34 protein-coding genes and 1 tRNA gene are annotated in these 26062 nt (G+C 47.9%); 23 read left to right on the top strand and 12 right to left on the bottom strand.

Annotation, left to right across the window (positions count from 1 at the left end):
• Window position 1 precedes the first annotated feature (1 nt).
• Genes B9D94_RS19605 through B9D94_RS19565 form a run of 11 tightly spaced genes read left to right on the top strand, consistent with a single transcriptional unit; the run spans window position 2 to window position 6975 of the window.
• A complete protein-coding gene (locus B9D94_RS19605) occupies window positions 2–1060 on the top strand; it encodes a baseplate J/gp47 family protein (protein ID WP_148247758.1) in 1059 nt (352 codons plus the stop codon).
• Window positions 1057–1602 carry a putative phage tail protein gene (locus B9D94_RS19600; RefSeq protein WP_148247757.1) on the top strand — a complete coding sequence of 182 codons (546 nt, stop codon included), beginning with the start codon at window positions 1057–1059 and terminating at the stop codon, window positions 1600–1602. Before B9D94_RS19605 ends, B9D94_RS19600 begins: the two co-directional genes overlap by 4 nt.
• Entirely contained in the window at window positions 1602–4175 is a 2574-nt protein-coding gene (locus tag B9D94_RS19595) for a hypothetical protein (protein ID WP_148247756.1), read from the top strand. Before B9D94_RS19600 ends, B9D94_RS19595 begins: the two co-directional genes overlap by 1 nt.
• A gap of 12 nt (window positions 4176–4187) precedes the next feature.
• Window positions 4188–4778 (top strand): hypothetical protein, encoded by a 591-nt coding sequence (locus tag B9D94_RS19590; protein WP_216642856.1) that lies wholly within the window; start codon window positions 4188–4190, stop codon window positions 4776–4778.
• Window positions 4775–4876, top strand: coding sequence for a CD1375 family protein (locus tag B9D94_RS31565; RefSeq protein ID WP_253806004.1), 102 nt, complete (start codon window positions 4775–4777; stop codon window positions 4874–4876). The genes B9D94_RS19590 and B9D94_RS31565 overlap by 4 nt, the downstream gene beginning before the upstream one ends.
• Entirely contained in the window at window positions 4860–5063 is a 204-nt protein-coding gene (locus B9D94_RS31050; protein WP_172963972.1) for a hypothetical protein, read from the top strand. Before B9D94_RS31565 ends, B9D94_RS31050 begins: the two co-directional genes overlap by 17 nt.
• Before the next feature lie 59 nt (window positions 5064–5122).
• Window positions 5123–5395 (top strand): hypothetical protein, encoded by a 273-nt coding sequence (locus B9D94_RS19585; RefSeq protein ID WP_148247755.1) that lies wholly within the window; start codon window positions 5123–5125, stop codon window positions 5393–5395.
• Between the two features lie 2 nt (window positions 5396–5397).
• The gene (locus tag B9D94_RS19580) at window positions 5398–5604 is read left to right on the top strand and encodes a hypothetical protein (RefSeq protein WP_148247754.1); all 207 of its coding nucleotides are present in this window, start codon (window positions 5398–5400) and stop codon (window positions 5602–5604) included.
• Complete coding sequence (locus B9D94_RS19575) at window positions 5582–5959, top strand: hypothetical protein (protein WP_148247753.1); 378 nt, start codon at window positions 5582–5584, stop codon at window positions 5957–5959. Before B9D94_RS19580 ends, B9D94_RS19575 begins: the two co-directional genes overlap by 23 nt.
• A gap of 25 nt (window positions 5960–5984) precedes the next feature.
• Window positions 5985–6260, top strand: coding sequence for a phage holin family protein (locus tag B9D94_RS19570; RefSeq protein ID WP_148247752.1), 276 nt, complete (start codon window positions 5985–5987; stop codon window positions 6258–6260).
• On the top strand, window positions 6253–6975 hold the full coding sequence (locus B9D94_RS19565) for a glycoside hydrolase family 73 protein (protein ID WP_148247751.1): 723 nt from the start codon (window positions 6253–6255) through the stop codon (window positions 6973–6975). The genes B9D94_RS19570 and B9D94_RS19565 overlap by 8 nt, the downstream gene beginning before the upstream one ends.
• Window positions 6976–7015: 40 nt before the next feature.
• Here the strand turns inward: B9D94_RS19565 and B9D94_RS19560 are convergent, their stop codons facing one another.
• The 5 genes from B9D94_RS19560 to B9D94_RS19540 all read right to left on the bottom strand — a co-directional run bounded on the left by B9D94_RS19560 (window position 7016) and on the right by B9D94_RS19540 (window position 9190).
• Window positions 7016–7336, bottom strand: coding sequence for a hypothetical protein (locus B9D94_RS19560; protein WP_148247750.1), 321 nt, complete (start codon window positions 7334–7336; stop codon window positions 7016–7018).
• Window positions 7337–7339: 3 nt separating this feature from the next.
• Window positions 7340–7705, bottom strand: coding sequence for a hypothetical protein (locus B9D94_RS19555; protein WP_148247749.1), 366 nt, complete (start codon window positions 7703–7705; stop codon window positions 7340–7342).
• Window positions 7698–8069 carry a DUF6941 family protein gene (locus B9D94_RS19550; protein ID WP_148247748.1) on the bottom strand — a complete coding sequence of 124 codons (372 nt, stop codon included), beginning with the start codon at window positions 8067–8069 and terminating at the stop codon, window positions 7698–7700. The genes B9D94_RS19555 and B9D94_RS19550 overlap by 8 nt, the downstream gene beginning before the upstream one ends.
• Window positions 8070–8296: 227 nt before the next feature.
• Window positions 8297–8698: a hypothetical protein gene (locus tag B9D94_RS19545; RefSeq protein ID WP_148247747.1), complete on the bottom strand. Its 402-nt coding sequence runs from the start codon at window positions 8696–8698 to the stop codon at window positions 8297–8299.
• Window positions 8699–8779: 81 nt separating this feature from the next.
• The gene (locus B9D94_RS19540) at window positions 8780–9190 is read right to left on the bottom strand and encodes a YhjD family protein (protein WP_148247746.1); all 411 of its coding nucleotides are present in this window, start codon (window positions 9188–9190) and stop codon (window positions 8780–8782) included.
• A 587-nt stretch (window positions 9191–9777) separates the two neighbouring features.
• Between B9D94_RS19540 and B9D94_RS19535 the strand changes: the two genes are divergently transcribed.
• A complete protein-coding gene (locus B9D94_RS19535; protein ID WP_148247745.1) occupies window positions 9778–10032 on the top strand; it encodes a hypothetical protein in 255 nt (84 codons plus the stop codon).
• Between the two features lie 150 nt (window positions 10033–10182).
• Here B9D94_RS19535 and B9D94_RS19530 read toward each other — a convergent pair.
• A tRNA-Val gene (locus B9D94_RS19530) sits at window positions 10183–10255 on the bottom strand.
• A 135-nt stretch (window positions 10256–10390) separates the two neighbouring features.
• On the opposite strand from B9D94_RS19530, the gene B9D94_RS19525 reads away from it, so the two are divergent.
• Both B9D94_RS19525 and B9D94_RS19520 read left to right on the top strand, forming a co-directional pair.
• Window positions 10391–10654, top strand: coding sequence for a hypothetical protein (locus tag B9D94_RS19525; protein WP_148247744.1), 264 nt, complete (start codon window positions 10391–10393; stop codon window positions 10652–10654).
• A 353-nt stretch (window positions 10655–11007) separates the two neighbouring features.
• Window positions 11008–11451 (top strand): GNAT family N-acetyltransferase, encoded by a 444-nt coding sequence (locus B9D94_RS19520; RefSeq protein ID WP_006209172.1) that lies wholly within the window; start codon window positions 11008–11010, stop codon window positions 11449–11451.
• A 96-nt stretch (window positions 11452–11547) separates the two neighbouring features.
• Here the strand turns inward: B9D94_RS19520 and B9D94_RS19515 are convergent, their stop codons facing one another.
• Window positions 11548–11781: a DUF3892 domain-containing protein gene (locus B9D94_RS19515; RefSeq protein ID WP_148247743.1), complete on the bottom strand. Its 234-nt coding sequence runs from the start codon at window positions 11779–11781 to the stop codon at window positions 11548–11550.
• Between the two features lie 64 nt (window positions 11782–11845).
• Window positions 11846–12583: an MBL fold metallo-hydrolase gene (locus tag B9D94_RS19510; protein ID WP_148247742.1), complete on the bottom strand. Its 738-nt coding sequence runs from the start codon at window positions 12581–12583 to the stop codon at window positions 11846–11848.
• A gap of 249 nt (window positions 12584–12832) precedes the next feature.
• Here B9D94_RS19510 and B9D94_RS19505 point away from each other — a divergent pair, with 249 nt between their 5' ends.
• Both B9D94_RS19505 and B9D94_RS19500 read left to right on the top strand, forming a co-directional pair.
• Window positions 12833–13387 (top strand): stalk domain-containing protein, encoded by a 555-nt coding sequence (locus B9D94_RS19505; RefSeq protein WP_006209175.1) that lies wholly within the window; start codon window positions 12833–12835, stop codon window positions 13385–13387.
• Window positions 13388–13477: 90 nt separating this feature from the next.
• Window positions 13478–13789: a DUF1292 domain-containing protein gene (locus B9D94_RS19500; protein ID WP_006209176.1), complete on the top strand. Its 312-nt coding sequence runs from the start codon at window positions 13478–13480 to the stop codon at window positions 13787–13789.
• Window positions 13790–13853: 64 nt separating this feature from the next.
• Here B9D94_RS19500 and B9D94_RS19495 read toward each other — a convergent pair whose 3' ends face one another.
• Together B9D94_RS19495 and B9D94_RS19490 are read right to left on the bottom strand one after the other, a co-directional pair.
• Window positions 13854–15329, bottom strand: coding sequence for an aminotransferase class I/II-fold pyridoxal phosphate-dependent enzyme (locus B9D94_RS19495; RefSeq protein ID WP_148247741.1), 1476 nt, complete (start codon window positions 15327–15329; stop codon window positions 13854–13856).
• Window positions 15330–15588: 259 nt separating this feature from the next.
• Window positions 15589–16212: a DUF1054 domain-containing protein gene (locus tag B9D94_RS19490; RefSeq protein ID WP_063479017.1), complete on the bottom strand. Its 624-nt coding sequence runs from the start codon at window positions 16210–16212 to the stop codon at window positions 15589–15591.
• A 264-nt stretch (window positions 16213–16476) separates the two neighbouring features.
• Between B9D94_RS19490 and B9D94_RS19485 the strand changes: the two genes are divergently transcribed.
• Both B9D94_RS19485 and gndA read left to right on the top strand, forming a co-directional pair.
• Window positions 16477–17073 carry a hypothetical protein gene (locus tag B9D94_RS19485; RefSeq protein ID WP_006209179.1) on the top strand — a complete coding sequence of 199 codons (597 nt, stop codon included), beginning with the start codon at window positions 16477–16479 and terminating at the stop codon, window positions 17071–17073.
• 198 nt (window positions 17074–17271) lie between these two features.
• Entirely contained in the window at window positions 17272–18681 is a 1410-nt protein-coding gene (gndA, locus tag B9D94_RS19480; protein WP_006209180.1) for an NADP-dependent phosphogluconate dehydrogenase, read from the top strand.
• Between the two features lie 22 nt (window positions 18682–18703).
• On the opposite strand, the gene B9D94_RS19475 is transcribed toward gndA, so the two are convergent.
• Window positions 18704–19036 (bottom strand): hypothetical protein, encoded by a 333-nt coding sequence (locus tag B9D94_RS19475; protein ID WP_148247740.1) that lies wholly within the window; start codon window positions 19034–19036, stop codon window positions 18704–18706.
• Window positions 19037–19255: 219 nt separating this feature from the next.
• On the opposite strand from B9D94_RS19475, the gene B9D94_RS19470 reads away from it, so the two are divergent.
• Window positions 19256–19759, top strand: a complete 504-nt coding sequence (locus B9D94_RS19470) for a shikimate kinase (protein WP_040680510.1) — start codon at window positions 19256–19258, stop codon at window positions 19757–19759.
• Between the two features lie 109 nt (window positions 19760–19868).
• Here B9D94_RS19470 and B9D94_RS19465 read toward each other — a convergent pair whose 3' ends face one another.
• Window positions 19869–20177 carry a rhodanese-like domain-containing protein gene (locus tag B9D94_RS19465; RefSeq protein ID WP_006209183.1) on the bottom strand — a complete coding sequence of 103 codons (309 nt, stop codon included), beginning with the start codon at window positions 20175–20177 and terminating at the stop codon, window positions 19869–19871.
• 169 nt (window positions 20178–20346) lie between these two features.
• On the opposite strand from B9D94_RS19465, the gene aroA reads away from it, so the two are divergent.
• The 4 genes from aroA (at window position 20347) to ptsP (ending at window position 25953) form a co-directional block, all read left to right on the top strand.
• Window positions 20347–21639: a 3-phosphoshikimate 1-carboxyvinyltransferase gene (aroA, locus tag B9D94_RS19460; protein ID WP_148247739.1), complete on the top strand. Its 1293-nt coding sequence runs from the start codon at window positions 20347–20349 to the stop codon at window positions 21637–21639.
• Window positions 21640–21689: 50 nt separating this feature from the next.
• A complete protein-coding gene (locus B9D94_RS19455; protein ID WP_006209185.1) occupies window positions 21690–22112 on the top strand; it encodes a CoA-binding protein in 423 nt (140 codons plus the stop codon).
• A gap of 197 nt (window positions 22113–22309) precedes the next feature.
• Entirely contained in the window at window positions 22310–24193 is a 1884-nt protein-coding gene (locus tag B9D94_RS19450; RefSeq protein WP_076152087.1) for a glucose PTS transporter subunit IIA, read from the top strand.
• A complete protein-coding gene (ptsP, locus tag B9D94_RS19445; protein WP_006209187.1) occupies window positions 24190–25953 on the top strand; it encodes a phosphoenolpyruvate--protein phosphotransferase in 1764 nt (587 codons plus the stop codon). Before B9D94_RS19450 ends, ptsP begins: the two co-directional genes overlap by 4 nt.
• Window positions 25954–26062: the final 109 nt, after the last annotated feature.

Below are 26062 nucleotides of genomic sequence, written 5' to 3'. Positions count from 1 at the left end.
GGTGTTCGAGGATCAAACCTTTGAGATCATTCTGGAGCGAATGCTGGACCGGGTACCGGATGGAATTGACAAGCGCGAAGGAAGTATCATTTATGATGCTCTCGCTCCGGCAGCGGTCGAGCTGGCTCAAATGTATGTCGAACTGGATTTAAATGCGAATTTGCGTTTCCCGGATACGGCCAGCGGTGAATATCTGGACCGATCCATAGCCTGGTCAGGTATCAATCGGAAGATGGCGAGTAAGGCGCAGCTCCGGGCCGTGTTTTATTCTGGATCCGGCGCGCTGCTGGATATTCCGATCGGCAGCCGTTTTTCCCTCGGGGATCTGAACTATGTCGCAATAGAACGACTATCCACAGGGAACTATCGGATGGAATGTGAAACCGCCGGGTCCGAGGGCAATCGTCATTTCGGAGCCTTGATCCCAATCGAGTATATTTCAGATCTCGGACGCGGCGAGCTGACGGAGCTGCTGTTGGCCGGCGAAGATACGGAAGAGGATGCGGTCCTTTACGAGCGGTATCAGGAAAAGGTTTCACGTCCGATCACGTCCGGCAACCGGTACCAGTATGAGTTATGGGCACGAGAGATCACAGGCGTTGGCCGGGCACGAGCATTTCCATTATGGAACGGCTCCGGAACGGTGAAAGTCGTCTTACTAAACAATGACATGCGCTCGCCGGCAGTTGCTGTCGTGGAAGCCGTGCAGCAGTATATTGATCCAACACAGGACGGCATGGGGGAGGGAACTGCACCTATCGGTTCCGTGACTACGGTTGTCGGGGCTACGGAGATCCCGATCAACATATCGGTCAAAGTGACTTTGGCTACAGGCGCGACCGTGGATGATGTCAAGGAGCAGCTGGAGCGCGGTGCGGCCGATTATTTCCGTGACCTGGCCTTCACGGATCCGCTCGTTCGGTATACCCGAATCCAAGGGATCATTCTCGGGATCCCGCCGGTCATTGACTATTCCGACCTGTTTGTGAATGGAGAGGAGAAGAACATCGAAATCGGCATGGATGGCGTCGCTGTGCTCGGGACGGTGACGGTAACATGAGTGGATACGATCAGTTAAAAGGTTACCTACCGAAATACTACGACGGCGTGCTAGAGATGGAGCAGCTGATCAATGCCGAAGGACCTGAAATGGATCTGATGGCATCTCGAATCGAGGAGCTGCTGAATCAAGCCTATCCGGAATCCGCGACCTGGGCAATTAGCCGATACGAGAGCGACCTTCAGATTGTGGCAGAGGCGGGGAAACCGATTGAGCAACGCCGATCTGTTGTCATCTCGAAGATGCGCGGTCAAGGCAAGGTGTCCGGCAGCCTCCTAAAAAGTGTTGCTCAAGCATATGAACGCGGGGCGATAGATGTAAATGTTCGACCCGATGATTATATGATCGTCATCAAATTTATTGACACCTATGGTTTGCCGCCAAATATTGACGATCTCAAGGCTGCCATTGAAGAGATCAAGCCCGCACACTTGTCCGTGGAATATTCGCTTCGCTATTTGACCATTGCCGAAGTGGAGGCAATGACCATCGAACATATTGAAATGACGACACAAGATAGATTGTTAGGAGGAGGAGCCTAGTGGCAAACCCAAAAACACCGAATTTAGGATTAAACAAGATCGATCGTTCTTCCCCATCTACTACGTACTTCGATCTGGAGAAGTATATCGATCAGAACGCCGATTCGGTAGATGAATTTGCCGGGAGAGTCAATGCGGCAATTGAACATGCTGGAGAACGCCTCGACACCGTGCAGCGCCAGGACGTCGTACTAAACGCTGGGCTGCAGATCCTGAACGCACAGCGGCGCGCGGCCTTTTCGTTAACTGGGGTCAAGGGGCGAACGTTGGTGAATCTGCTGGGAAGGGTGGGCGGATTAGAAACAACCAGGGACTTTGGAAAATTTCAAGCTGATTTAGAAATAGATACGGTAAATAAAACACAGGGAAGTGCTGGATTAAAAGTTATAATTTCAGCTGGAGAAGTTCACGGGTCGGGAGTTTTTAACGTCTCGTTTGATTCAGGTAAATGCTATGTAGTGGTTGCTGATATAAAAAATGGTAATGCTACGGAAGGGTGTTTTATTTCATTACCTGGACAAGGCGCAGCTTCTGGGAAAATTACAAGCACATTCTTTCGGCCGGGGTTCTTCAGATTCATGCCAGCCACCAGTATCAAAGCAAATATAGATTTTGCTGTAAAAGGTGCAGCAGGGCAGTGGGGTACTTTTGATGCTGTTCGTATCTACGAAATTAGTTTTCAGGAATATAGTGCTTTAGCTAATATGACACCGGAGCAAGTCGCAGCCAAGTATCCGTACGTCGATAGCGTTCAGCCTGTACGAAATCCGTATGCGATTTGTTACGGGGAGAATTTGGCCCCTACACTATTTGAAGGTACTACTACTAATTTGAGTATAGTGTCGGCTCATTCGGCCTTAGTTAAATCAACGGGATCAACAGTAGTAAACTATAGTTCCAATCTCATACCTGTTATGCCTAATACTACCTATACACTCCAGGCGAAAATCTATCAAAATGGTGTAGAACGATATGACCAAATTTACGTGGATGTATTAGGGCTCGATGAGTCTGGTAAGTCTGTATTAGACACAATCGGAACTGCAATTGGTGGCGGTGGAACAAGTAATGGGACAGATACATTTTCTACTCCGGCTAATGTCAAAACTATGACAGTTCGTATTGTATCGCCTGATAGTGCCGCTGTCAGTGAGTATGTTGTCGAAAATATAATGCTCACACTCGGCTCCTCGCCTAAACCGTTCAAACCACGCGAGGACTCAATGCTCGCGCTGCAAACGGACTTACACGCCGATCCGCTGACGGGTGCGATTGCTGATGAAGTGTTCGAAAAGGACGGGCAGTTTTTCAAGTTGGCGAAGTGGAAAAAAATTGAATTAGGAGGTTCGATTAACTGGATTATATCGCCTGCAGCATTTTCTGGGTTTAAAGTTATTCTCACTTCCCCAAATCAATTCCCAGCGTGGAAACAATATTCAGAAAAATCTACTAAGTTTGATGGGAAAATATTAAAAACAGCAACGAGCGGTGGGTTATGGGCAACAAACGGAGCAGACACGACAGAGACATCCATTGACGGGTCCATTTATATCTCTATCTCCAACGCAGACAGTGGATGGGGCGACAACTACACTCCGACAGCCGACGAGATTAAGGCGTATTTTATGGGTTGGAAGATGTGGCAGGGAGATTCGAACGACTCCAATATACCATATACATCAGGAACAAAAAGATGGAGAAGCTTAACGTCAGGGGACGAACCTTCCATTTTACCGACTACACAAGCACCCAATTATACGTCCTACCAACTCGTATACCAACTCGCCACGCCAACAGTCGAGCCTGTCGTTTCCGAAGGTATGCTGACGTTTAATGAGGGCGATAATCAGGTCGAGGTTGGGACGGGGATTGTGGTTCGGGAGAGTGTCATTCCGTCCCTAGATAGCAACGGTGTATGGAACATCGGTAACCCTGTAGCTAATAATTCTTCAAAAGGCTTTAAATATAAAGCTAAAAGCGTGGAAGCCATATATAAAAACAGCTTGCGAGATAACGGTTGGAGATATTACGTAACATCGGAATACGGGGCGCTTGCACAGGAACTACAGACTAAGATGATTTACGATCCATCAGCAACCTATTCCGCAACATACCTGACGCTGGACAAATCGCCAATCGTACCATTCAGCGGATCGTACGCAGCTAACGAAAAGGCCATGCTGCAAGAGCTGACTGATGCCGTGCAGCAGAATGCGACCGCTGTTTCCGTGCTAATGAATAAAAAGGCAGATAAGGATGTGCCGGGGTGGATTTCTCCGACGCTGCTTAATGGATGGACAACCAACACCGCGATAAGCTTCCTAAAAGATAGTAATAATACCGTGCAGCTAAAAGGTATTTTAACTCCGGGGAGCTCCGGAACAATAATATTCAGATTACCCAAAGGGTTCCGGCCAGTTCAAAATAGAAATATGATCGGAATAGCGTATGGCTCAGCCGGACTTCACCCAGTGCTAGTAACCATTACTACTGACGGGGCTGTTTATGCCGACTTTTTCAACGCGGCGACTTGGGTATCCATCGATGGAATTACATTCCTAGCCGAACAATAAAGGAGGTATCACATGAAAGCCGTACCAAAAGTAAATACAGACGGCCTCTATTTAGAGGATACGCTCGTGGACGATGCCTTTTCCGGTGTCGTCCCTTTTTATGCGGAGATTGAGCCGGAGCCGCCCGCCGATCCGGAAGAATCCGAACAAGAAGCAGATGAGCAACCGGAGGAAGAAGCGCCTGAACCGGAAATAGCGGGGTACATCGTCGGCGTGCCGGTTAAGCCCGGATTGTTCCTTCCGCGCTTCGATCTTGACGGCTGGGAGGCGTATCGTGACGCCGTTGATGCTGCGCTGAGTGAGTTCCAGCAAGCCTATGGCGAGTGGGCAGCACTACCGGAAGAGGAACGCGGGGAGCCGCCTATTTATGTTGCTCCGGTGCAACCGACGTTATGGATCGAAGGATTAACGCCGGAAGAGATCGAGGAGATTACGAGACCACAGCCGCAGGAGCCTTCGGAAGTGGATCTATTGAAGGAGCGCCTGGCAGCTGCCGAAGCCCGAAATGAACAACTGGCTGAAGAAAGCACGATTAATCAGTTTGCCTTGATGGAGCTGCACATGATGATTCTTGAGATGAAGGAAGGGGGTGGTCCTGTATGATTGGCGTTTACGTTAACATGATTTTGAAAGGTGTCATCCAAATTGATAACGTACCGGAAGCTTGCCGGGAGGACGTGCGGCATGCGCTGGAAGCATAGGCTGGCTAGATTGTTGGTACGGTGGTCGATTTCTCTTGTGAAGGGGGGTGAGACTATGCTGGCTGTGTATGTGATGATGATCCATAAAGGTGTGATCAAGCTGGAAGATGTTCCTACCCAGAGCCGTGAGAAGGTGCGCGAAGTGTTGGAAATCGGAGGAATGGACGTGAATGGGAATATCGTATAACTGCAAGCCCCTGAGTGGTCCGGGGGCTTCTTGTTATTTAACAGGAAAGGAGCGAGTATATGAATTCAGGGGAAATAGAGGGTTGGGCTAAACTAGCGGATAAATACGGCGTTGCTCTCATTTTGGCCATCGTCTTAATGGTGGTACTGCTTTATATCGTCCGCATGTTGGTCCGGGGGGATCTGGTCCCGAGGCATTTGCTGGACCGAGCTGAAGAGGACAGGGACCGGCTGCAGGAGGTCCTGGACAAGGAAAGGGCTGCATTTATGTCGCCGACACTGGAGGTATTGCAGAAACTCAAAATTGACCACACCGAGGGCAGGGGGGGATGAACATGCTAAACAAGCTGATTCAACGTCTCTTTACCCCTCGGCAAAAAGAAATAGAAATACACCGTGCATCGAATCGGGTAGCGGTATCCATTGACAGATACAAAAATATGTCAAAGGAAATTCAGGATGAAATCGAACGCAACCGATTTGCGCGTTATTTAGTTTACGACAAGGGGGAGGGCAGCCATGTCAAACATGGAGCTCATTAATTTAATCCTGATTCCGCTGTACATCATTTCGATAGCGGCGTCACTCTATATTATTCATGCTCATAAGGCGTACTTTAATGAGCGGTTCAAGGTGGGCGTGGTCAGCGTGTTTATGCTGGCGATGCTCTTTTTTTTGATCGCTTATACATTCAAAATGTTCATCGTCCTGCTGATCCGCGCGGCAGCTGCTTTCGGGTTTGGGAGCGCCGAGCTAGATGTTTGGCTGCATTACGGATGGACGCTTTCACAGGTCGGCACTACGGCCGGTCTGGTCTCGCTCGCATGGCTCACCTGGAATAAACGATATGACCTGTTTTTGATTCTGCGAAAGGCAGATCGAGAACCAGAAAAATAAACCTTGAGAGGGGAATGACTTAATCATGGATTGGGAGCAAATATTTCAACTGATTGACCCACGCTTGTTTGCTGTCGTGGCCGTTTGCTGGATTCTCGGAGGTATTCTCAAAACGACCCCGCTTGTGCCTAATTGGTCCATAGTTTACATTGTGGTAATCGCTGCTGTCATTATGACCAGCTTTATCATTGGCTGGGGTGTAGAAGCCGTTATTCAGGGCGTGCTTGCTGGAGCCTTTGCTGTGCTTGGTCATCAATTGCTCAAACAAACAGCAAAGGCAGCAGGTGGATCTAATGAGTAGCAAACAGGCATTCATACAGAAGATCGCTATTTTCGCCGCTGCTGACATGAAGAACACTTTTATCCCGGCATCGTTGACCATTGCCCAGGCTGCTCTCGAAAGCGCCTGGGGAACATCTGGACTTACGAAGAAAGGAAATAATCTCTTCGGGATTAAGGGCAGGGGGCCAGCCGGCAGCTGTACGATGCCTACAACCGAATATGTGAATGGAAAGCCGATCAAAGTAGACGCCGCCTTCCGTGCATATAACAATTGGGGCGAGTCCATCACCGATCATACCAAGCTGATTTTGAACGGGGTTAGCTGGGACCGAAACAAGTACAAGAAGGTTATCGGGGTGGACGGTAAGACGGCCGCGAGGGAGATCCAGGAGGCAGGCTACGCGACGGACCCTAAATATGCGGATAAGCTGATTTCAATCATGGATGAGTACAACCTTTATCAATACGACAAGGTGAAAGGGGGATCGGAGACTGTGAAGGAAACAAAAGAGCGAGATATTAATGTGGTCAGTCCCTGGGCAGATCCTGCCTGGGAAGAGATGAAGAAGAACGGGTATGTAGACGGCAGCCGACCAGGCGCGCCGGTCACACGAGAGGAACAAGTGGTTATGATGTATCGACTGCGGAAGAACTTCCTTAAATTGATCGGCGGCAATACCGACAGGATCGCAGAGCTAGAGAAGCAGCTGCAGGCAATTGAATCTGAAAAATAAATAAAATAAGCCCCCGCTATGTTAATCTGCGGGGGCTTTACTAAGGATTGCTTTTAGATCCCTTTATCCTATCCCAAATCCCTACAAAGAAGATAATACAAAATATAGCGATAATACCTCGCATATCCCATGAGGTAGGGAAATCAGTGGGAGATGTCTTGATGGAAGACATTATAAGTGTGAAGATGATCAGCATGACTGCAAAGATAATGCAGTAGCTCATCTTAGCAGTTAATTTTGACATAGGGAGCCTATCTAAAATTTTCCCAAATAAATCAGGCAAGCGCAGCTTTCCTTCTCCAGGGGCAGTGGAAGTTTGCGGTGAAGGCGCTGACTGATCATTTAGAGGTGCTTCAGACAACGATTATACCTTCTTTCGCTCGTTATCATCCGACCAGAACATGAAAGCGACAAATAAGCTGGATAAAACGATAATAATAGCCCCGATATTTGAAAATGCGTTTGATCCAGACAGAGATGTTATTATGGTTCCAAGTGCTAAGGCTAGCATAAGTAGAGATCCGATCTTTTTGACATTGATGTTATGTAACATAGTAATACCACTCCTTGGTTTTACTACATCCTTTTTAGCAACCTTGACCTGTGCTAACTTCACGGGCTTGGTATCATCCGAGAAGCGGAAACCTATAACCGATGTTTCTCTAGACATGGAATTATTCAAATCCCTAATCCCATTATATTCAAGAGCACAGATATTAGAATTACTCATCTTCATCACCATCCTTGATTACAGGGAATCTATATTTACCAAGGAATTCGTCGCCATATGTAATTTTTAGCTTGTACTCTCCTGGTTCTGGGAAAGTTATATCCATATCAGCTGTGATGGCGTCTTGACTCCTTAATAAATCAAACTTATACTTTATTACCGGCTTACCTTTGTTACTGAGAATGGAAATTATTAACTCTCCGTCTTTTTGTGGAGTATCCTCAAAAGTTAGCAAGAAAGATACTGTCTCTTTTGCTGGAAATTTTTTGGTGAGTATTCCTCGCATCATTTTTTTTATGACAATAGTACTATCATCAGAGTTAAAGTCCACATCCTCACATACTAAAAAAGTCCTGATTTTCATTGTAACTCCCTCAATGAGATTTTAGTTCATTAGAAGTAATGTATCTAAATTCTGGTGTTGCGTCAACTAAATTATACCATGAATTGATCATGAACCAAATAGAGTCTCTATTTTTGTTGTAGTAAAATATATATACCCTATATTACTGTATCGACACAAACAGGTAGGTCTAATACCTGGAACATCGGTATGCGCCCCTTCGGCATAGGCCAGAGGGGGTCCATTTTTTATTTGGAAATTTTCAATTTCAAGGCTTTAAATAAAACATCAATCAGTTCGTTTCGCCCTACTTTGAAAAACTGATCTTCATATACAACGAGCCAGCCGCTTCCCCAACTGCGAACCTCTATGTTCGTTTCAAATGAAAGAAGGTCCAATAGCTGCCCGACATTAAGCAATGGGAAGCATGTATCCCAATCATCTGTTTTTCCACCCTCGTACACTAGATAATAGCTACTGCTCTCTGATCTGACCTCAGTAATTGTATGGACTTCATCAGTCGAAAAATCGTAAAAGCTTTCTCCCGGTTCAGGATCTCCCCATAGTATGGAATCATGAAAATTCTCTAATTCCTTTTCGGTGAGTGTTTTGATATCCTCAACTGTTAACTGGTGTTTAATGAAATTCAAATAAGTAGCCCCCTTTTAAAAGCTTGTTTCCCTTACTTCTTCTACAAGGGTTAAAAGTATCCTGTTGATTACTTCAGAAATTTAATATTGCTCCCTTAAATGTCCCGGTGTTGTTGGGTCTCCATATACCGAAACATCAAGCCCTAAATATTTGCGCATTAAGATAGACGCTTCAGCTGAGATGTATTCCCAGCGAAGCTCCAATGATGACTCGTAGCCTCTGCATTTAAACTTCGCCATAATACCAAGCGGTGTTCGCTTCTCTTCGTATAACTTCATGCCTTTTAACCAAAAGTGTTTTTTTACATCTCTCATATCCGCCCATGCATTCTCCGTCGCCAGCTTGATGATGTCCACATAAGGCCCCGGCGTCTTCAACTGCTTCTCTATGTATCTGCAGTCCCGCTCGAATGCTGCAATGACAAGAGTTATGATTATATAACGTTTGACATAGTGACGATCCTTGCTTGTAATGGCCTCTGCTATTTTCATTTCACCCTCACCCGTCCTCTAAAAATGCGAACATATATTCTATGATAGCTTTTCGTGAAAATGAAAACAAGTCTTGATAAGAACGCTTGTTCGTAGTAATATTATTCCAAAACCAGTGTGGATTGTACATAGGAAAAAGTAATGGGAGAGTTATTAATGTTAAATTTTAACAATTGAGAGATGGGAGATAAAGAGGTATAATTTACCTATATTCCGAACAATTTGTTCGGACACATCCGGAGGGAGGCGGAAAACTAATCCGCAGCTTGCTCTGTAAACTCGTAGATATCAGTGATTTCACAGTTGAAAATTAACATTGCCACGTATATATCCTCAGGCAACATTGTTCTTTCATTACTGCAAAAATAGGAAATCATACGAGGAGAACGGCCTGATATAGAAGCATAGTGTTCATGAGTCCAACCACGTTGGAATATCAGATCGCCAAGCAAGCACCTCCCACGGGAGATGTTATTCAAACTTCATACATACTCCTTTCTCAAAAAAACGAGGTGATCCAAAGGTAAATTATAACATGGTAAAACTCAGGTGCAAACCAGATAAACAGTTGAGGGGGTTGTCAATCAATGTTGGAGGAATGGCTGTCGATTGCTGAAGAGAGAAAATTGAATGAAGCAGTGGAATCGTGTGAGAGTCATACGGATGATTTATATCAAGAACTAGTCGAACATCTTGAGGAAATAAAAGAAATAAAGCCTGAATTATCAGAGGTGGCTAATAGTATAGAAAACTTATTCATTTTAAAAACCCGTAGAGACGTTAACTACATTTTTCCAACAGCTATTCAGGCGGGGATTCAGATTGGCAAATGCATAAAGTAAGAAAATCAGTCCAGGTATTAATTTCTGGGCTGTTTTTTTTGAGAAGACACAATTGATTGGACCCCAGCGGGACCCCAATTACTAAAAAAGCCTCTTTCGAAAAGAAAAGGGAAAACCCCTGACGCCAACGGCATCAAGGGTTTTCAGTTATGATCTGTAGTGGGCTCGAACCACTGACCCCTACCCTGTCAAGATAGTGCTCTCCCAGCTGAGCTAACAGATCATGAAATATTTAAAAAGGTAATTCATATATTACCAGCAGACATTATGGCTGTCAATGGTTTTCTCGTTATAAAAAATCATGTTCCGGTTCACACTACATAGAGCATGATTTTTCCATTAGAGGAGCGTGAATGGCATGAGAGGTGGGAAATCCCATCGTTTCAAACAAGCAGGGCTGCTTCTTTCATTCATCGTAATATCTACTCTCGGGAGCGGGTGCAGTATCCCGGAGAGAACGTCGGTGCAGCTTGAGCCGCTGCATGCTCCGGCAGCACCTGTGCTGCTTGATGTTTACAGCCGTTCTGTCGAGCAGGATGTATACTCCAAACCGGGAAGTGGGTCACTGGAGCCGGTATCCCCGATGGATTCGGAGGATACGTTACACGATCTGAATCCGTAACAAGCTGTAAGGACGATCCGAGCTAGATCGAATTCCGCAAACGGTCCGTACTCTTGCTCGATCAACGAGCAGAGCAAACCGCCGGCTGGCAGGCTGGCGGTTTGTCGTATAACGGCCGATGCTATTCCTCATCCCATTTGCGGGAATACCCTTTTTTAATCGCCCAAAAGACGGGGTAGATGATCAGGACGGCTATGATAATCGCCCAAAATATCGTAGCTCCCATGCCCATAGAGGCAACGCTCCTTTCAAGAAGACAGTAGCTTCTACTATACAGGAAAACGAATATTTTGTATAATATCTCGACCTGCAGAAATCACAAGAAATTGATTCTACATAAAAGAGGTGTTGAAATGGCAGCAGAAATCATAAATGTATCAACCGAAGAGCAATTGCAGCAGGCGCTGGATATTCGCAAGGACGTGTTCGTGCTGGAGCAGAAGGTGCCCATTGACTTGGAGATCGATGACTACGACAACCTGGAATCGGATGCGCATCATGTGCTGATCAAGTCCGAAGGGCAGTTTGCGGCAACGGGCCGCATCACGTATTACAATAAAGATTCCGCCAAAATGCAGCGCATTGCGGTTCGCAAGCCTTTTCGTTCCAAAGGGATTGGCCGGGTGCTGATGATGGCGCTGGAAACGCAGGCGCGTGAATTGAAGCTGCAGTATTCCATCCTGGATGCTCAAGTGCAGGCAGAGCCATTTTACCGCAAGCTGGGTTATGAGACGATATCGGACGAGCCGTTTGATGATGCCGGCATTCCCCATGTCCGTATGAAAAAGGAACTGTAGACGGTTTCGGTTTAATTATACGAAAATGCCGAACATCTAAATTGGTTATATAGAAAAAAAGACCCCGAGTTGAACTCGAGGTCTTTTTTTTGTTGATTAAAACGTCGGCATATTGTCCAGGTTGTTGCTGGGATCACCATCCGCATTGGAACGAAGGTGTTCGTCGCCGTCACGTCCACGGAAGACGTTCAGGTTCTTGATCTCTTTATTTTTGACCATGTGTTGAGCTGTTTTGTAGTCAACGACAGTTCCGTTATCCAGCTTAAGTTCGATGATGTCGCCGTCGCCATTTTTGCGTACGCCTACGACTTCTTGTTGTCCATTGTCCATATCATATCGCCTCCCGAGTTTAGTATTCCCGGGAAGCCTTACAATCTATGCATGAGATATTGATCTACAATTCGTATACCCGCTGCTGCTCTACAAATTCCATGGTGCCGGTCTTGCCAATGAACGCTTCAACGTCATCGCTGTAATGCATGAGATAGGTACGCTCCTGAATCTCTTCAGGAAGACTTAGCAGTTCGTCAAGCGTAGTATGAACCTCGCCCGGACCCTGCAGCTGGCATTCATGCAGAATAAATTCACAATCCCGCTCGTTCACCAGCTTGTGGAGCAATGCAGGATCAAACACCATATCCGCGCTGTAAAAAATCCGGTCATTCAAATAGAGGGAATAACTATTCTTCCCTGGAATATGCTGCGTATGAATCAGCTCTACCGAGATTCCCGAAGAGATATCGGCTTTCACCCCAGGTTTCAGGGGACGAACGTCAAATACATCCTCCAGGGAGGAGATATGTCCTTGCTGGTATAATCCGCCCTTTAGAGAATGCTCCCATATCGGTTCGACCAGCGCTTCAGCAATGTAGAGCGGAATTTTGCGATTGTACTTCATTTTCATAATAAAAGCGAGCTCCTCCATACCGCCAACATGGTCAGCATGGATATGCGTGATGAGCAGAGCATCCAAATCATCGAACGTCAGATCTAATTGATGGAGTGCCATAGGAGCCGTAATACCGCAATCAATGAGCAGCGTGAAATCCCCGTCGTGGAACAGTGCATTGTTGTTGTAGTAGTTCTTGGCAAACGCACTGCCGGTGCCAAGCATTTGCAATTTCAGTGTCAATGGATGAAACCTCCTGATGAAATGATGTTAGTCCAGTAAGCTAATGTATATTTTAACGAATTATATGTAGATTTACACCGAGTTTATGATAGAAACACACCGATGTTGCAGTGAAAATCAGGATAGGCACAGGCCGAAAGGCATGAGGAAAAAATTTTACCACAAAGTGCAAAATTGTCCGCAACTTGTTTTTTGACATGTAGTATACACATATAACAACATGATGAGCCAATGGAGGGAAATGATAAAATGAAGTGGAAAAAAGTAATGGCATGTATGCTCGTGCTTTCTTTAATGGGTAGCAGCACCCTTTTATTTGCAGATTCCGTCAATGAACGGGTTCGTGTATGGATGAACGGACGTGAATTAAAAGATGGCGGGTATTTAATTGATGGCAAAACCTATGTGCCGGTGAGGGAATTTGACGGTGCGGTGGATTGGAATTCTTCCAATGGACAAGTTCAAGTCATCAAGCCGAATGTGCATATTTTTCTGTTTAAAGGAGATACTGTATTCGGCAACGTGAACAAAGGCAAGTTGAAGTTCAATGTATTCAGTCAGGTAGACAGCTTGAACAATGACATCCATGCAGTGAAAGTCGCCATCGAGGATCCTTCGGGTAATATAAAAGATATCCAGTCCCAGGAAGTGAAGGACCGCAAGGATAACTTCTGGTTCAGAACCTATGATTTTACGTACGATTTTAAAACAACCGGCAAGTATTCCGTTGGCTTCTATGTAAAGGTCAAATCGGATACCGGATTTGTGAAAGTTGCGGAGAAAGTGATCACTGCACTTAACTAATGAGAGCGTCCCTTGGGGAAATTGACCTGAAGAAGCTATCCGTGATACGATACGAAAGTATGATAATTTAACCGAAGTGAGGTTTTTTCAATGAGTGAACACAAACATGAACACGGAGATGCTTGCGGTCATGACCACGACCATGAGCATGAAGAGTTTGTGCTGACATTGACGGATGAAGAAGGAAAAGAAGTAGAGATGGTTCTTGTTGAGACATTTGATGTCGGCGAGAAGCTTTACGCGCTTTTGCTTGAACGCGAAAATCCGGAAGCGGACGGCGTCATTCTACGTATGGAAGAAGAGAACGAGGAAATGGTTCTTTACAATATTGAGGACGAAGAGGAATGGAATGAAGTAGAGGCGGTTTATAACGAACTGGTCGCTGCTGCAAACCAGGAATAGTACGCCTTAACTGAAAATCCCGGTGCGAACCTCTCGCATCGGGATTTTTTGTGTGTACAGGTATTTAGAAGATCGGATTGGTTTCCACGATGACCTTCACATTTTGGATGCTGCGGTCCTCAGGACCTTTAACCGGAAGTCCTACATCGACATGATCAATGATGTAATCAATGTTTTCCTGGGAAATAACTTCACCCGGAAGCAGAATCGGAATTCCTGGCGGATAGACATAAATAAATTCAGCAATAATGCGTCCTGCTGATTCCTTGAAAGGAACAACCTCGGTATCCCCGTAGAAAGCATCGCGAGGGATAAGCGACAATTGCGGAATTTCCGGCGTTTTTACAATCAGTTCGTTAATTTCATTCACATGCATGTATACGTCCGAAAGCTCACGGAGCGCCGTCAGCAAAATGTCGATCGTTTCCTGGTTGTCTCCTGGTGTAATGAGGCACAGAATATTGTACATATCACTGAGCTCTACTTCAATATTGTAGTGATCTCGAAGCCAGTTCTCGGTTTCATACCCCGTAATGCCGAGATGGCGGACATGGATCGTCAGCTTGGTTGGATCAAAGGAGTACGTTGCTTCACCGCCTAAAATTTCTTCACCAAAGCTGTACAAGCCTTCGATCTTATTGACCTCATCACGTGCATATTGTGCCAGCTCAATCGTTTTTGCAGCCATCTCACGGCCATGAAGAGCCAGGCTCCGGCGCGAAGTATCCAGCGATGCCAGCAAAATATAGGAAGTTGACGTTGTTGTCAGCATACTGATGATGGTCTGTACGCAGTAAGGGTTAATGTAACCGTTCTTGGTATTCACGTTCAGCACGGAGCTTTGGGTCATCGAACCGCCGAGCTTGTGAACGCTGGTCGCTGCCATGTCCGCGCCTGCTTCCATAGCCGACATCGGAAGCTCCTCATGAAAGTGAATCAATACCCCATGCGCCTCATCCACCAGAACAGGCACGTTATAGCTGTGCGCCAAATCGACGATTTCTTTCAGATCTGCACTTACACCAAAATAGGTCGGGTTGATGACCAATACAGCTTTTACGTCAGGGTGACGTTTTAACGCTTTCCGAACCGAGCTGATGGTGATCCCGTGGTCAATCCCTACATTATGATCCTGGGCAGGCGATACGAATACGGGCTTGGCGCCGGTAAAAATGATGGCGGAAAGCACGGACTTATGAACATTCCGCGGTACGATGATTTTGTCCCCAGGCGAGCAAACCGACATGATCATGGTCATGATCGCTCCGCTTGTCCCTTGTACACTAAAATAGGTATGATCAGCACCAAATGCGTCAGCAGCCAGCTTCTGGGCTTCCTCAATTACGCCTGTAGGCTGATGCAAGTCGTCAAGCGGCGCAATATTGATCAAATCTATAGAAAAGGCATTATCCCCTATAAATTCCCTAAATTCGGCATCGGTGCCGAGGCCCTTCTTATGTCCCGGAATGTGAAATTGCACGGGGTTTTTGGCCGCGTGTTCCTTAAGTGCGGTGAAGAGCGGTGTACGACTGTGGTCCATGGACGTTGTCACAACCTTTCCTTGTCTGTATTTTCATATGATTTGTTGAATACGGTTATTATATAAACAAAATTGAGTATAGCAAAATAGGGGGGGAATGCAAGGAGAATGTACGGCTTTTCTTGCTTTGTACACGAACCCTTCAAACTTTAGACATATTAAGGAGGAAACTTGGATCTTCATCTTTCCTTCATTAAAATATCACCCATAAAAAAAGAGCCGCTCAGGCAGCCCTTTCCCCTTTTTATTGCTTTCTCGCTTAAAATGCCAATTTATAAAGCGGCAGCAGCGTCTCAAACGTCTCCTGCACCTTCTTAACCAGCTCGTCCCCGTCCAGCTTGACGGCTTCCTCGCGCGGAATCTGCAGACCGCATAAGACCTCGGATTTTTTCACCTGCTTCAGCTTATGAATCAGTGAGGCGAACTCCTGCTCATTCATATCCTGATGAGGCGTGCCAGCCGGGTTCATATGATCCGTGGACCAATAGAAGTTTTTAGGGAGTGCCTTCGCTGTTTTCTTCAGTTTGGCTTCCAAATTGCTTGCAAACACGGTTTTGTTGGGGCTCTCGTATATGACCGCGAAGATAATAAACAGATGTGTGCCGAACATGCCCACCTGAAAATGGGGCAGAGCTTTGTAACCCCGCTTGCTGGCAGCCCAAGCGACCCAGGTGTCGATGGGAGGGTTGACGGTGCGTCTTGCATGCTTGGCCACGTGCACAAACATCTCTTCACCGGCCAAAGCGGATACATAAGGCGCTATCTCGGCACCCAGCGTCTCCAGCTTGGGTCTTACCCGTTCAATGAGAACCTCCATACGGGCTTCAAGCCCGGGAACGGAGAATACTTCGAAATCTTTATCTGTGAATCCGGTAACCGTCATGGATGTGATGGCCTCCCTGTTGTTGATTTAGATAGAACCTAAACTCGGCTTTTGAATAACTTATTATACCATAAGGCCAATGGACGTCACGCATCGCCCACGAAAGCTTCACCGGATTTTCATGTGGGTTAAAAATAGTCAATAAACCAAGTTACCGTTACATAAGATGGAGTATAAGATATAGATAAGACAACGTCAAAAGCAGCCATTGGGGAATCTTCACCGTCGTCTAGTGATCGGTAGTAAACCGGAGGAGGGAGTGCCGTGAATAAGAGCGAGGAAGTGGAGTATTGCAACCTGGAGCTCCGGTTTGATCGCCGGCATATCCAGGACCTAATCAAGGAATTGATCCAAGAAGGATATTCGCTTTATTGGAGCGAGAATGATACGCAGTTTGTCATTTCAATCCGGACAGGGCGCAAGCTGGTAAAGCTGCGGTTTCAACGCACGGGCAGCGGATTTAAGCTGGTAGGTGATTATATGATTCGCGATCCCAAGCTGGCTGAATGGATGGAAAAATTAATCGAGAATACCCGTGGCCACGCTGTCGTCAAACGTTTCAAGGACCGGCAAATATTGATTGAGAATATTTTGTTCGGTGAGGTCATAAGGCTCGTGGAAATATCCGGCTACCGCCAGCGGGTTTTATTCCAGAAGGGGACGCCGATGACGGAGCAGGAAATGCTGCGGTTGTTCGAGTCGGATGTGGGGGAACAGCGGCTGCTGTTGTCCAGACTGGAAACGGACGATGAACTTGAAAAGCTTCATGAAGCGCTGCAAGAGGGGAACCGGGATAAAGTCGAGGCGTGCAAGCAAAGATTACTTGAGCTTTCCTTAGAGCTGATGAGGTTGGAGTGGTAAACCTGACTTCACCCGCAGATACAAGTTTAAAGCACGAACAACACTCCGAAACAAAATAGGGGTGTTTTCGCGCGTGTTCTGATTTTGTGACAGGGGTTCACTTGTCAAATGAAAAACGTTAATATAAGATTATTGCAAATCATCTCGGATAGGGATGGGTTGTTTAAAAATATATTGGAGCAAAGGATGGAGAACCAGATGTCAAAACAACAAATCGGTGTCATTGGCCTTGCTGTAATGGGTAAAAACCTGGCCCTGAACATCGAAAGCAAAGGCTTCACCGTTTCCGTATATAACCGCTCTCCGCAAAAAACGGAAGATATGCTGAAGGAAACCGAAGGCAAGCAAGTGAAGGGGACGTTTACGATTGAAGAATTCGTGGATTCCCTTGAAACTCCTCGTAAAATCCTGATCATGGTTCAAGCGGGACAAGCTACTGACGCTACCATTGAACAGCTGATTCCACATTTGGATCAAGGTGATATTATTATCGACGGCGGTAACGCTTATTTCCCTGATACCCAGCGCCGCAGCAAGGAACTGGCTGAACAAGGCTTCAACTTTATCGGTGCTGGCGTTTCCGGTGGTGAAGAGGGTGCGCTGAAAGGCCCTTCCATCATGCCGGGTGGACAAGAAAGTGCATACAAGCTGGTTGAACCTATTCTGACAGCCATCTCGGCTAAAATTAACGAAGAACCATGCTGTACATATATCGGACCAGACGGTGCCGGCCATTATGTAAAAATGGTTCACAACGGTATCGAGTATGGCGATATGCAGCTGATCTGCGAAGCTTACCAACTGCTCAAAGACGTATTGGGTCTGGATGCGAAGGATCTTCATGGAATCTTTACGGAGTGGAACCAGGGCGAACTCGACAGCTATCTGATCGAGATTACAGCTGACATTTTCTCCAAATACGACGAAGAAACCGGCAAGCCGATGGTTGACGTTATTCTGGACACGGCTGGTCAAAAAGGAACAGGCAAATGGACAAGCCAAAGCTCGCTGGATCTGGGCGTGCCATTGTCGATGATTACGGAATCCGTATTCTCCCGCTTCCTGTCCGCCATGAAAGAAGAGCGCGTAGCAGCAAGCAAAATCCTGAACGGTCCTAAAACGGCTGCATTTGACGGCGACAAAGCCGAGTTCATTGAAAATGTGCGCAAAGCGCTGTTTGCAAGTAAGATCGTATCTTACGCCCAAGGCTTCGCACAGCTTCGTGTCGCTTCCGACGAGTACGGCTGGAACCTGCAGTACGGCAACCTCGCTAAAATTTGGCGCGGCGGCTGCATTATCCGTTCCCGTTTCCTGCAAAACATCACCGATGCATATGAGAACAATCCTGAGCTGAAGAACCTTCTGCTGGATCCGTTCTTTACCGATATTATCGAAACCTATCAAGATGCATGGCGTAAAGTTGTCGCTTCCGCGGTGTCCCTGGGTATTCCGGTTCCTGGTTTCTCCAGTGCGCTTGCCTACTACGACAGCTACCGCACAGCAAACCTGCCAGCAAACCTGCTGCAGGCACAGCGTGATTACTTCGGCGCTCACACCTTCAAACGTGTGGACAAAGAAGGAACGTTCCACTACAACTGGATGGACTAAAACCTCAGGTGTAGGACAGAGGTCAATCGGTGTGGGCTTGAGAAGGGGAGATCGCTTCCCGCAGCTCAGCAAGTCCGTGCATGGCTTCTAACAGACAGGTGCGAATGTCGTCGCTCTTTGTGTGGACGTGGTTTCCGCTTCCGAGCAAGAGCAGCGCAGCTTCGCTATAACTGTTGAAATTTTGCAGTAATCGTGGCTTTGAAAGATCCAGCAGCGCCGGATCCTTCAGAGCCACTTTTTTTTGCACAAAATGAAGCACCCAGATCACGTCTTCACGACATAAGGGATAGGATGGGTCGAGTATTCGGCGGATGCGTATGGACGAGGAGGTCAGACCGGTCGGATGGAAAGACATGGATGAGGTTCACTCCTTTCTTTGAGTCTGGTGAGTCTGGTATTCTTGTAATGATTATATGATCCAAGTGAACGAGATAGACTCGCTAAAATAGGAGTTTTGCCTGCTGCAGATGTAGGATCTAGAGAGTCAGGTCCATTGTCGAAAGATTTGGGGCTGTGGTATGATATGAACAACCTTTACAGTGAAGCAGCAAATGGGGTGTGATACTTGGATAAGATGGGTAAGAACATCATTCTGATCGGGATGATGGGCACGGGGAAGTCGACCGTAGGACGCCTCGTGGCAGATTCGCTTGGATATACGCTAATAGATTTGGATACCGAAATCGAGAAGCTGGATGGAAGAACCATCCCTGAGATGTTTGAGGCAGATGGAGAGTCTTATTTCCGTGAAGCGGAATCTGCTGCACTTCGCAGTGTTCTGCTCCGGAAGGGAATTGTTGTTGCATCCGGAGGTGGAGCTGTCCTGAGCTCGGAGAATTGTGAAGCGATGAAACAAGGCGGCTGGGTTGTTGCGCTGACCGCAGATGCAGCCAGTATCGTGGAACGGGTACGGGGCGATGTCAATCGGCCGCTGCTTGCGGGAGATGTAGAGGAGAGGGTCGGGCGCATTCTGGATGAGCGGAAGGATAAATACCTGTTTGCGGACGTCATGCTCGATACTGTAGGCCGTTCCGCGGAAGAAGTGGCGACTGACATTTTAACGCATTACCGCGGCTAAGATGACAAGAGATCGGCTTGCTGCTTGCGTAATAAGGCATGGCGTGGATAGCATTATGCAAAAAAGGCGGGGATGATCTTCATCCCGCACCTTCATCTTGATGGAATTCCTATTCTTCATCGTCATGCCATTGCAGCATGCCGCCCTTCATGTTAGTTACATTGTCCAAACCCTGGTGACTCAAAAATTCGCACACATGCTGACTGCGTCCGCCGCTGCGACAGATAATGATTACTTCTTGATCGCGCGGGATATCATCCAGGCGATTCGGAATGTCGCCCATAGGAATATGCTTGGCACCGCTGATCATGCCTGCCGCAACTTCCTCGTCCTCGCGGACATCAATCATGTACACATTTTCGCCGTTTTGAAGCCGGCTTCTAAGTTCCGAAGTTTCAATCTGAGGGATCGGTTTCATCATATAGACCTCTTTTCTAATCATAAAAATTTAAGATCATATCGATCTTTAGTTTCTGGTTTCATATGAACTATGATAACCAAGCGGTTCTTCCTCTGTCAATTTATCCTAATGGATGATTCAAGCGAGGATATCCGCATCATAATATATACAAGGAGAGATACATACCATGGACGTAATCGTCAGGCCGACACCGAAATTGAACGGAGAGATTGGAGCTCTGTCCTCCAAGAATTATACCACTCGCTACTTGCTTGTAGCTGCGCTTGCGGAAGGGACCAGCACGATTTATTACCCTGCTCACAGTGAAGATAGTGATGCTATGAGACGCTGCATTCAGGATCTCGGAGCCGTGATCGAGGAGGACGAGGAGAAAGCGGTCATTACAGGTTTTGGCAAATCTCCTCGCGACGTGAAGGAATTGAATGTGGGCAACGCTGGGGCCGTTCTGCGCTTCTTGATGGGCGTCACCGCATTGTCTAAAGAAGTAACTTTCGTAAATACCTATCCCGATTCCCTTGGCAAACGCCCCCATGATGATCTTATTGAGACGCTGGGCCAACTGGGTGTGGAAGTGGAGCATAATGAGGGCAGACTGCCCATCACGATACGCGGCGGACATCCGAAAGGCGGACAGCTCACCGTATCAGGGGAGGTCAGCTCGCAGTATTTAAGCGCACTGCTGTTCTTGACCCCACTGCTTGCCGAGGATAGCGAGATTACCGTAACCGGTGATCTGAAATCCAAGGTGGTTATCGGTCAGACTCTGGAAGTGCTGGAGCAGGCGGGCATCACCATAGACGCAGCAGAGGATTATACGTTCTTCCGCGTTCCTGGCGGACAATCATACGAAGCGAAGACCTACACGGTTCAAGGGGACTATCCGGGATCTGCGGCTGTCCTGGCAGCTGCAGCGGTAACGCAATCGGATGTTACGATCCGCAATCTGTCGGAGGACAGCAAGCAAGGCGAGCGTGCCATTATCGATGTTCTCCGTAAGATGGAGGTTCCCCTTACGCATGAGAACGGGAACGTTCATGTGGAGGGGAACGGTACCCTGAAGGCGCTCGAATTCGATGGAGACGCAGCGACAGATGCGGTTCTTGCCATGGTGGCGGCAGCCGTATTTGCCGAAGGGACCTCCCGGTTCTACAATGTGGAGAATCTCCGCTACAAGGAATGTGACCGGATTACCGATTACTTAAACGAGCTGCGGAAAGCGGGAGCCAATGTGGAAGAACGTCAGGCTGAGATCATCGTGCATGGTCGGCCGGAAGGAGTCGAGGGCGGCGTGGAGATCAATGCCCATTATGATCATCGCGTCATCATGGCCCTGACGGTGGTTGGTCTTCGCGCGCAGCAGCCGATCCGCATAAAGGACGCGCATCACGTAGCGAAGTCGTACCCACAGTATTTTGATCATGTGAGGGCGCTTGGCGCCGATGTGGAATGGGTAAAATAGAGGGGAACTCCGCTACGCATATCAAGGGAATGGAAAGGTGGTCATAAACCATGGCGTTTGAAAATCCGACACGTGAAGAAATCGCGGATATTTTGCGTAATGCAGGCAATATCGCTGTTGTAGGTCTGTCTGACCGGCCGGATCGTACATCCCATATGGTATCCGCTGCAATGCAGATGCGCGGATACCGCATCATCCCGGTTAATCCTGGTGCAGCTGAAATTCTGGGGGAGAAGAGTTATCCGTCTCTGAAGGACATACCGGAGCCCGTCCATATCGTCAATGTGTTCAGACGCAGCGAATATTGCGCGGAGGTCGCACGGGAAGCTGCCGAGATCGGCGCCAAGGTGCTCTGGCTGCAGCAGGGCATTATCAGTGAAGAGGCTGCGGCCATCGCCGAGAGCAGCGGTATGATCGCGATCATGGACCGGTGCATTAAGGTGGAGGACTCTATTGCACTCGGCGGGCGTTAACAGGAATCTGTAATCAGGGTATCGCGAGTTAGTAAAGCAAGTCTTACGTTGAAGCAGCCGGTAGCAGACTGGACACGGTCTGAACCTGCCGTTGTTCCTGCTTGTAGGACTTGCTTTTCTGTGTGACATGGCCCTTATTTCTTTTTGACAAAAACAGGCTTAACGCTTACCATCAAGGATAGAAAGGAGGGCTCGCCTTGAATTGGTTGGGATCATTACAGCAGCTGGGCAGAGCAGTCATGCTCCCTACAATGGCGCTTCCGGCTGCAGCTCTCCTGCTTAGCGTGGGGAGTCTGCCATGGTCGGCGTGGGGCTTCGGAACCTTGGGGGAAATTACCCAGGCAGCCGGACACGGTGTGTTTTATTATATGCCGTATTTATTTGCCATCGGTGTCGCGTGGGGGCTCTCGAATCAGGGAGGTCCTGCAGGGCTTGCGGCTCTCGCCGGTATGTTCATTTATGATCAGGTTATATCCCGTCTGGGTGACGGGAGTGTGCAGCCCTCAACCTTGATCGGTATTATTTTTGGAGTCATGTCCGGTTACGTTTATAACCGGTTCAAACATATCAAACTTCCCGAAGCCATACAGTTTTTTGGAGGCTCCCGGTTTGTCCTGTTGTTCATGGGACTGTTCTCCACCATATTTGCATGGATCATGCTGGGGATGGCACCGATTGTACAGCGAGGTTTTGATGCGTTCTATGAGCTTACCGTACATATGGGCGCTTTCGGTTTGTTTCTTTACGGTATTTTGTACCGGGTACTGACAGCGTTCGGCCTGCATCACCTGCTGAACAATGTGTACTGGTTTCAGCTGGGCTCCTATGAGACAGAAGACGGTACCATCGTTCAGGGGGATCTGCCTCGATTTTTTGCAGGTGATCCGACTGCGGGGGACTTCATGGCTGGGCTCTTCCCGATCATGATGTTTGCCCTGCCGGCGATTGCGTTTGCTATCATTCAAGAAGCGCGTGAAGATCTGAAGCCGAAAGTGAAAAAAACGTTTATGCGGTCCGCGCTTGTCTGTTTTTTAACCGGGGTCTCGGAGCAGATCGAATTTGCATTCTTATTTGCGTCTCCTTATCTGTATGTGCTCCACGCCCTGATGGCCGGATTCGCCATGGTGCTTACCTATTCATTTGATATCCATCACGGGTTTTCGTACTCGGCCGGATTTATCGATTATGTGCTGAATTTTCACTTGTCTCAGAACGCCTGGATGATCATACCGATCGGGATCGTGTACGGTCTTGTCTATTATTTTCTGTTCCGATGGGCGATACGTACCTTCGAGATCCCGACACCAGGGCGCGAGGAAGGCTCGGCGCTGGAAGGCCGGGCGGGAGATATCCCATACCAGGCACCGCTCATACTGGAGGCGCTTGGCGGCAAAGACAATATCGTTCAGGTCCAGTCCTGCATGACGCGTCTGAGATTGACCGTATACAACGATCGCCAGATTGATTCCGATGCACTTAAACTGCTGGGTTCAGCTGGCATCATTAAGCTGGGCGGAGGGAATGTGCAAGTGGTGTTCGGGACCTATTCCGAGCTCATCCGCGAGGAAATCAACAAGCTGATGCAGCAGGATTTGCCGCGCGTTCTGTTCAGTGCACCTGTACAGGGGCGCATGCTTCCGATTGACGAGGTGCCCGATGACATATTTGCCGCCAAGCTTGTCGGCAACGGTGTTGCTTTTATACCGGAAAAAGGGGAGCTTGTATCCCCGGTCTACGGTACCGTGATGCATGTCTACCCGACGATGCACGCGATCGGGATATCAACACCTGAGGGGCTTGAGGTGCTGATTCATATTGGCATCGATACTTCCCAGCTGAAGGGGCCGTTTACGGCTGTAGTTGGGGAAGGGGATACCGTTGAACCGGGGCAGCTGTTGGTCAAATTTGATCTGGCTTATCTAAAGACACATGCCGCATCACTGGCCACGCCAATGGTCATCACCAATCCCGATAAAGTAAGATCTTGGAGCTATGCTCCATTCAAGTCCGTTAAGAGAGGACAGTCATCTGTCATGTCCGTCGTTTTAAATGAGAGTAATGCTGGGGGTAGAGAATCATGATACAAGGCATTGGCGCAGCAACAGGCGTAGCGATCGGTAAGGCTTTCGTACTGCCGCATTGGGAGCTGGATCTTCCCGATTCCGAAATGGACGCTGTCGATTTAGCCAAAGAGTTCGAGCGCTTATATGAAGGCATACGAACCTCCAAGAATGAAATTGAATATATCAAGAACGAGTTCAAGGAAATGGTGGGGCACGAAGAATCGCAGATCTTTGATGCGCATCTGGCCATACTGGAGGATCCTGTATTTATGAATGAAATTCAAGGGATCATCGAGCGCCAGTACAAGGCGGCCGAGGTGGCGGTCAAAGAGGCCATTGATCATTTCGTATCCATGTTCGATCTGCTGGATGACGAATATATGAAGGAGCGGGCGCTCGATATTAAGGATGTTGGCAACCGGCTGCTCAAGCATCTTCTCGGTGCTCCCGAAGTCAAGCTTCCGGCCGATACCCAGCCCTACATCCTGGTGGCGAAGGAGCTTTCTCCGTCACAGCTGGTGCATCTTAACCCTTCCCACGTTCTTGGTATAGTAACGATGACAGGTGGCAAGACCTCTCACTCGGCAATTATGGCTCGTGCGCTTGGCATACCGCTTGTATCAGGCATTGAGAACAAGCTGGAGAAGCCGATCCAGACCGGGGAGCATTTGGTTGTGGATGGGGACGAGGGCCTGCTGTATTTGGAGCCGGACACCCTGATTGTGGAACGTTATGAAGGAATACGCGATCAGCAGCGGAAAAAGAAAGAGCAGCTGCAGCTCCTAGCAACCGTTGACGCGGTGACGAAGGATGGCACGTATTTCAATCTGGCCGCGAATATGAACTCCGTCAAGGAGCTCGATATTGCGCTGAAGAACGGGGCTAAGGGAGTCGGACTGTTCCGGACTGAATTTTTATATATGGATCGTCACAATTTCCCGACCGAGGAAGAGCAGTTTGAAGTGTATAAGCTGGTGGCCGAGAACGCTGGTAAAGCCTCGGTCGTGATACGTACACTGGATATCGGCGGTGATAAACAGCTGGATTACTTCGCGCTGCCGGAAGAAGAAAATCCATTCCTCGGTTACCGCGCGATACGTATCAGCTTGGATCGGACGGAGCTGTTTCAGACGCAGCTGTCAGCTATTTTGCAGGCGAGCGCTTATGGCAACGTCAAAATCATGTACCCGATGATATCCTCGGTTGAGGAAGTCAAGCAGGCTAATGTCGTGCTTCGGCGTGCGATGGCCGATTTGGACCGTCGTGGCATTGCATACAATCCTGACATTAAGGTCGGGATCATGATTGAGGTACCGGCAGCTGTCACCATCTCGGATTTGCTGGCGGAAGAAACGGATTTCTTCAGCATCGGCACCAACGACCTCGTTCAGTATGTGCTGGCGGTGGACCGGATGAATGAACAGATCGCGCATATGTACCATCCGTTTCATCCTGCGGTCTTGCGCATGCTTCGGACGACGGTAGAGGCGGCACACGAGGCTGGCATTCCGGTTAGTGTGTGCGGAGAATTGGCCGGGGATGAGAGAGCAATTCCGCTGTGGCTTGAGCTTGGCGTTCAGGATTTAAGCATGTCTCCGCAATCCCTGCTTCGCGTGAAGCATCGTATATTGAATACCAATGCGGCTGAAGCGAAGGGAGAGGCAGCAGCTTGCTTCAAATTGCGCACCAGCTCCGCTGTTGAAGAACGTCTCAGCGCCTTTGCGGAACGCAGCAGTTATTTGAACGGCACCAACGGTACGGACAGCACGGCCTCTTGAAGGTTCATAATAAGGGTTGAAATTTTTATTTCAGGTTTTCTTTTCTGGGAGGACAAGCTATATTTACGCCAAAACAGCCTCTGCATTCACGGTCCAGTGAATGCAGAGG

Source organism: Paenibacillus sp. Cedars (genome assembly GCF_003184205.1).
GTDB lineage: Bacteria > Bacillota > Bacilli > Paenibacillales > Paenibacillaceae > Paenibacillus_AQ > Paenibacillus_AQ glucanolyticus.
This window is presented reverse-complemented; position numbering and strand designations above follow the sequence as displayed.

Excerpts from the sequence above, each read along its gene's own strand:
- B9D94_RS19505 (WP_006209175.1), top strand. The coding sequence starts at position 12,833 with ATGAAGTGGAAAAAAGTAATGGCATGTATGCTCGTGCTTTCTTTAATG.
- B9D94_RS19490 (WP_063479017.1), bottom strand. The coding sequence starts at position 16,212 with ATGACGGTTACCGGATTCACAGATAAAGATTTCGAAGTATTCTCCGTT.
- B9D94_RS19455 (WP_006209185.1), top strand. The coding sequence starts at position 21,690 with ATGGCGTTTGAAAATCCGACACGTGAAGAAATCGCGGATATTTTGCGT.
- B9D94_RS19535 (WP_148247745.1), top strand. The coding sequence starts at position 9,778 with ATGTTGGAGGAATGGCTGTCGATTGCTGAAGAGAGAAAATTGAATGAA.
- B9D94_RS19540 (WP_148247746.1), bottom strand. The coding sequence starts at position 9,190 with ATGAAAATAGCAGAGGCCATTACAAGCAAGGATCGTCACTATGTCAAA.
- B9D94_RS19550 (WP_148247748.1), bottom strand. The coding sequence starts at position 8,069 with ATGAAAATCAGGACTTTTTTAGTATGTGAGGATGTGGACTTTAACTCT.
- B9D94_RS19555 (WP_148247749.1), bottom strand. The coding sequence starts at position 7,705 with ATGAGTAATTCTAATATCTGTGCTCTTGAATATAATGGGATTAGGGAT.
- aroA (WP_148247739.1), top strand. The coding sequence starts at position 20,347 with ATGGACGTAATCGTCAGGCCGACACCGAAATTGAACGGAGAGATTGGA.
- B9D94_RS19465 (WP_006209183.1), bottom strand. The coding sequence starts at position 20,177 with ATGAAACCGATCCCTCAGATTGAAACTTCGGAACTTAGAAGCCGGCTT.
- B9D94_RS19515 (WP_148247743.1), bottom strand. The coding sequence starts at position 11,781 with ATGGACAATGGACAACAAGAAGTCGTAGGCGTACGCAAAAATGGCGAC.
- B9D94_RS19520 (WP_006209172.1), top strand. The coding sequence starts at position 11,008 with ATGGCAGCAGAAATCATAAATGTATCAACCGAAGAGCAATTGCAGCAG.
- ptsP (WP_006209187.1), top strand. The coding sequence starts at position 24,190 with ATGATACAAGGCATTGGCGCAGCAACAGGCGTAGCGATCGGTAAGGCT.
- B9D94_RS19475 (WP_148247740.1), bottom strand. The coding sequence starts at position 19,036 with ATGTCTTTCCATCCGACCGGTCTGACCTCCTCGTCCATACGCATCCGC.
- B9D94_RS31565 (WP_253806004.1), top strand. The coding sequence starts at position 4,775 with ATGATTGGCGTTTACGTTAACATGATTTTGAAAGGTGTCATCCAAATT.
- B9D94_RS19590 (WP_216642856.1), top strand. The coding sequence starts at position 4,188 with ATGAAAGCCGTACCAAAAGTAAATACAGACGGCCTCTATTTAGAGGAT.
- B9D94_RS19525 (WP_148247744.1), top strand. The coding sequence starts at position 10,391 with ATGAGAGGTGGGAAATCCCATCGTTTCAAACAAGCAGGGCTGCTTCTT.
- B9D94_RS19470 (WP_040680510.1), top strand. The coding sequence starts at position 19,256 with ATGGGTAAGAACATCATTCTGATCGGGATGATGGGCACGGGGAAGTCG.
- gndA (WP_006209180.1), top strand. The coding sequence starts at position 17,272 with ATGTCAAAACAACAAATCGGTGTCATTGGCCTTGCTGTAATGGGTAAA.
- B9D94_RS19575 (WP_148247753.1), top strand. The coding sequence starts at position 5,582 with ATGTCAAACATGGAGCTCATTAATTTAATCCTGATTCCGCTGTACATC.
- B9D94_RS19585 (WP_148247755.1), top strand. The coding sequence starts at position 5,123 with ATGAATTCAGGGGAAATAGAGGGTTGGGCTAAACTAGCGGATAAATAC.
- B9D94_RS31050 (WP_172963972.1), top strand. The coding sequence starts at position 4,860 with ATGCGCTGGAAGCATAGGCTGGCTAGATTGTTGGTACGGTGGTCGATT.
- B9D94_RS19600 (WP_148247757.1), top strand. The coding sequence starts at position 1,057 with ATGAGTGGATACGATCAGTTAAAAGGTTACCTACCGAAATACTACGAC.
- B9D94_RS19570 (WP_148247752.1), top strand. The coding sequence starts at position 5,985 with ATGGATTGGGAGCAAATATTTCAACTGATTGACCCACGCTTGTTTGCT.
- B9D94_RS19580 (WP_148247754.1), top strand. The coding sequence starts at position 5,398 with ATGCTAAACAAGCTGATTCAACGTCTCTTTACCCCTCGGCAAAAAGAA.
- B9D94_RS19565 (WP_148247751.1), top strand. The coding sequence starts at position 6,253 with ATGAGTAGCAAACAGGCATTCATACAGAAGATCGCTATTTTCGCCGCT.
- B9D94_RS19495 (WP_148247741.1), bottom strand. The coding sequence starts at position 15,329 with ATGGACCACAGTCGTACACCGCTCTTCACCGCACTTAAGGAACACGCG.
- B9D94_RS19500 (WP_006209176.1), top strand. The coding sequence starts at position 13,478 with ATGAGTGAACACAAACATGAACACGGAGATGCTTGCGGTCATGACCAC.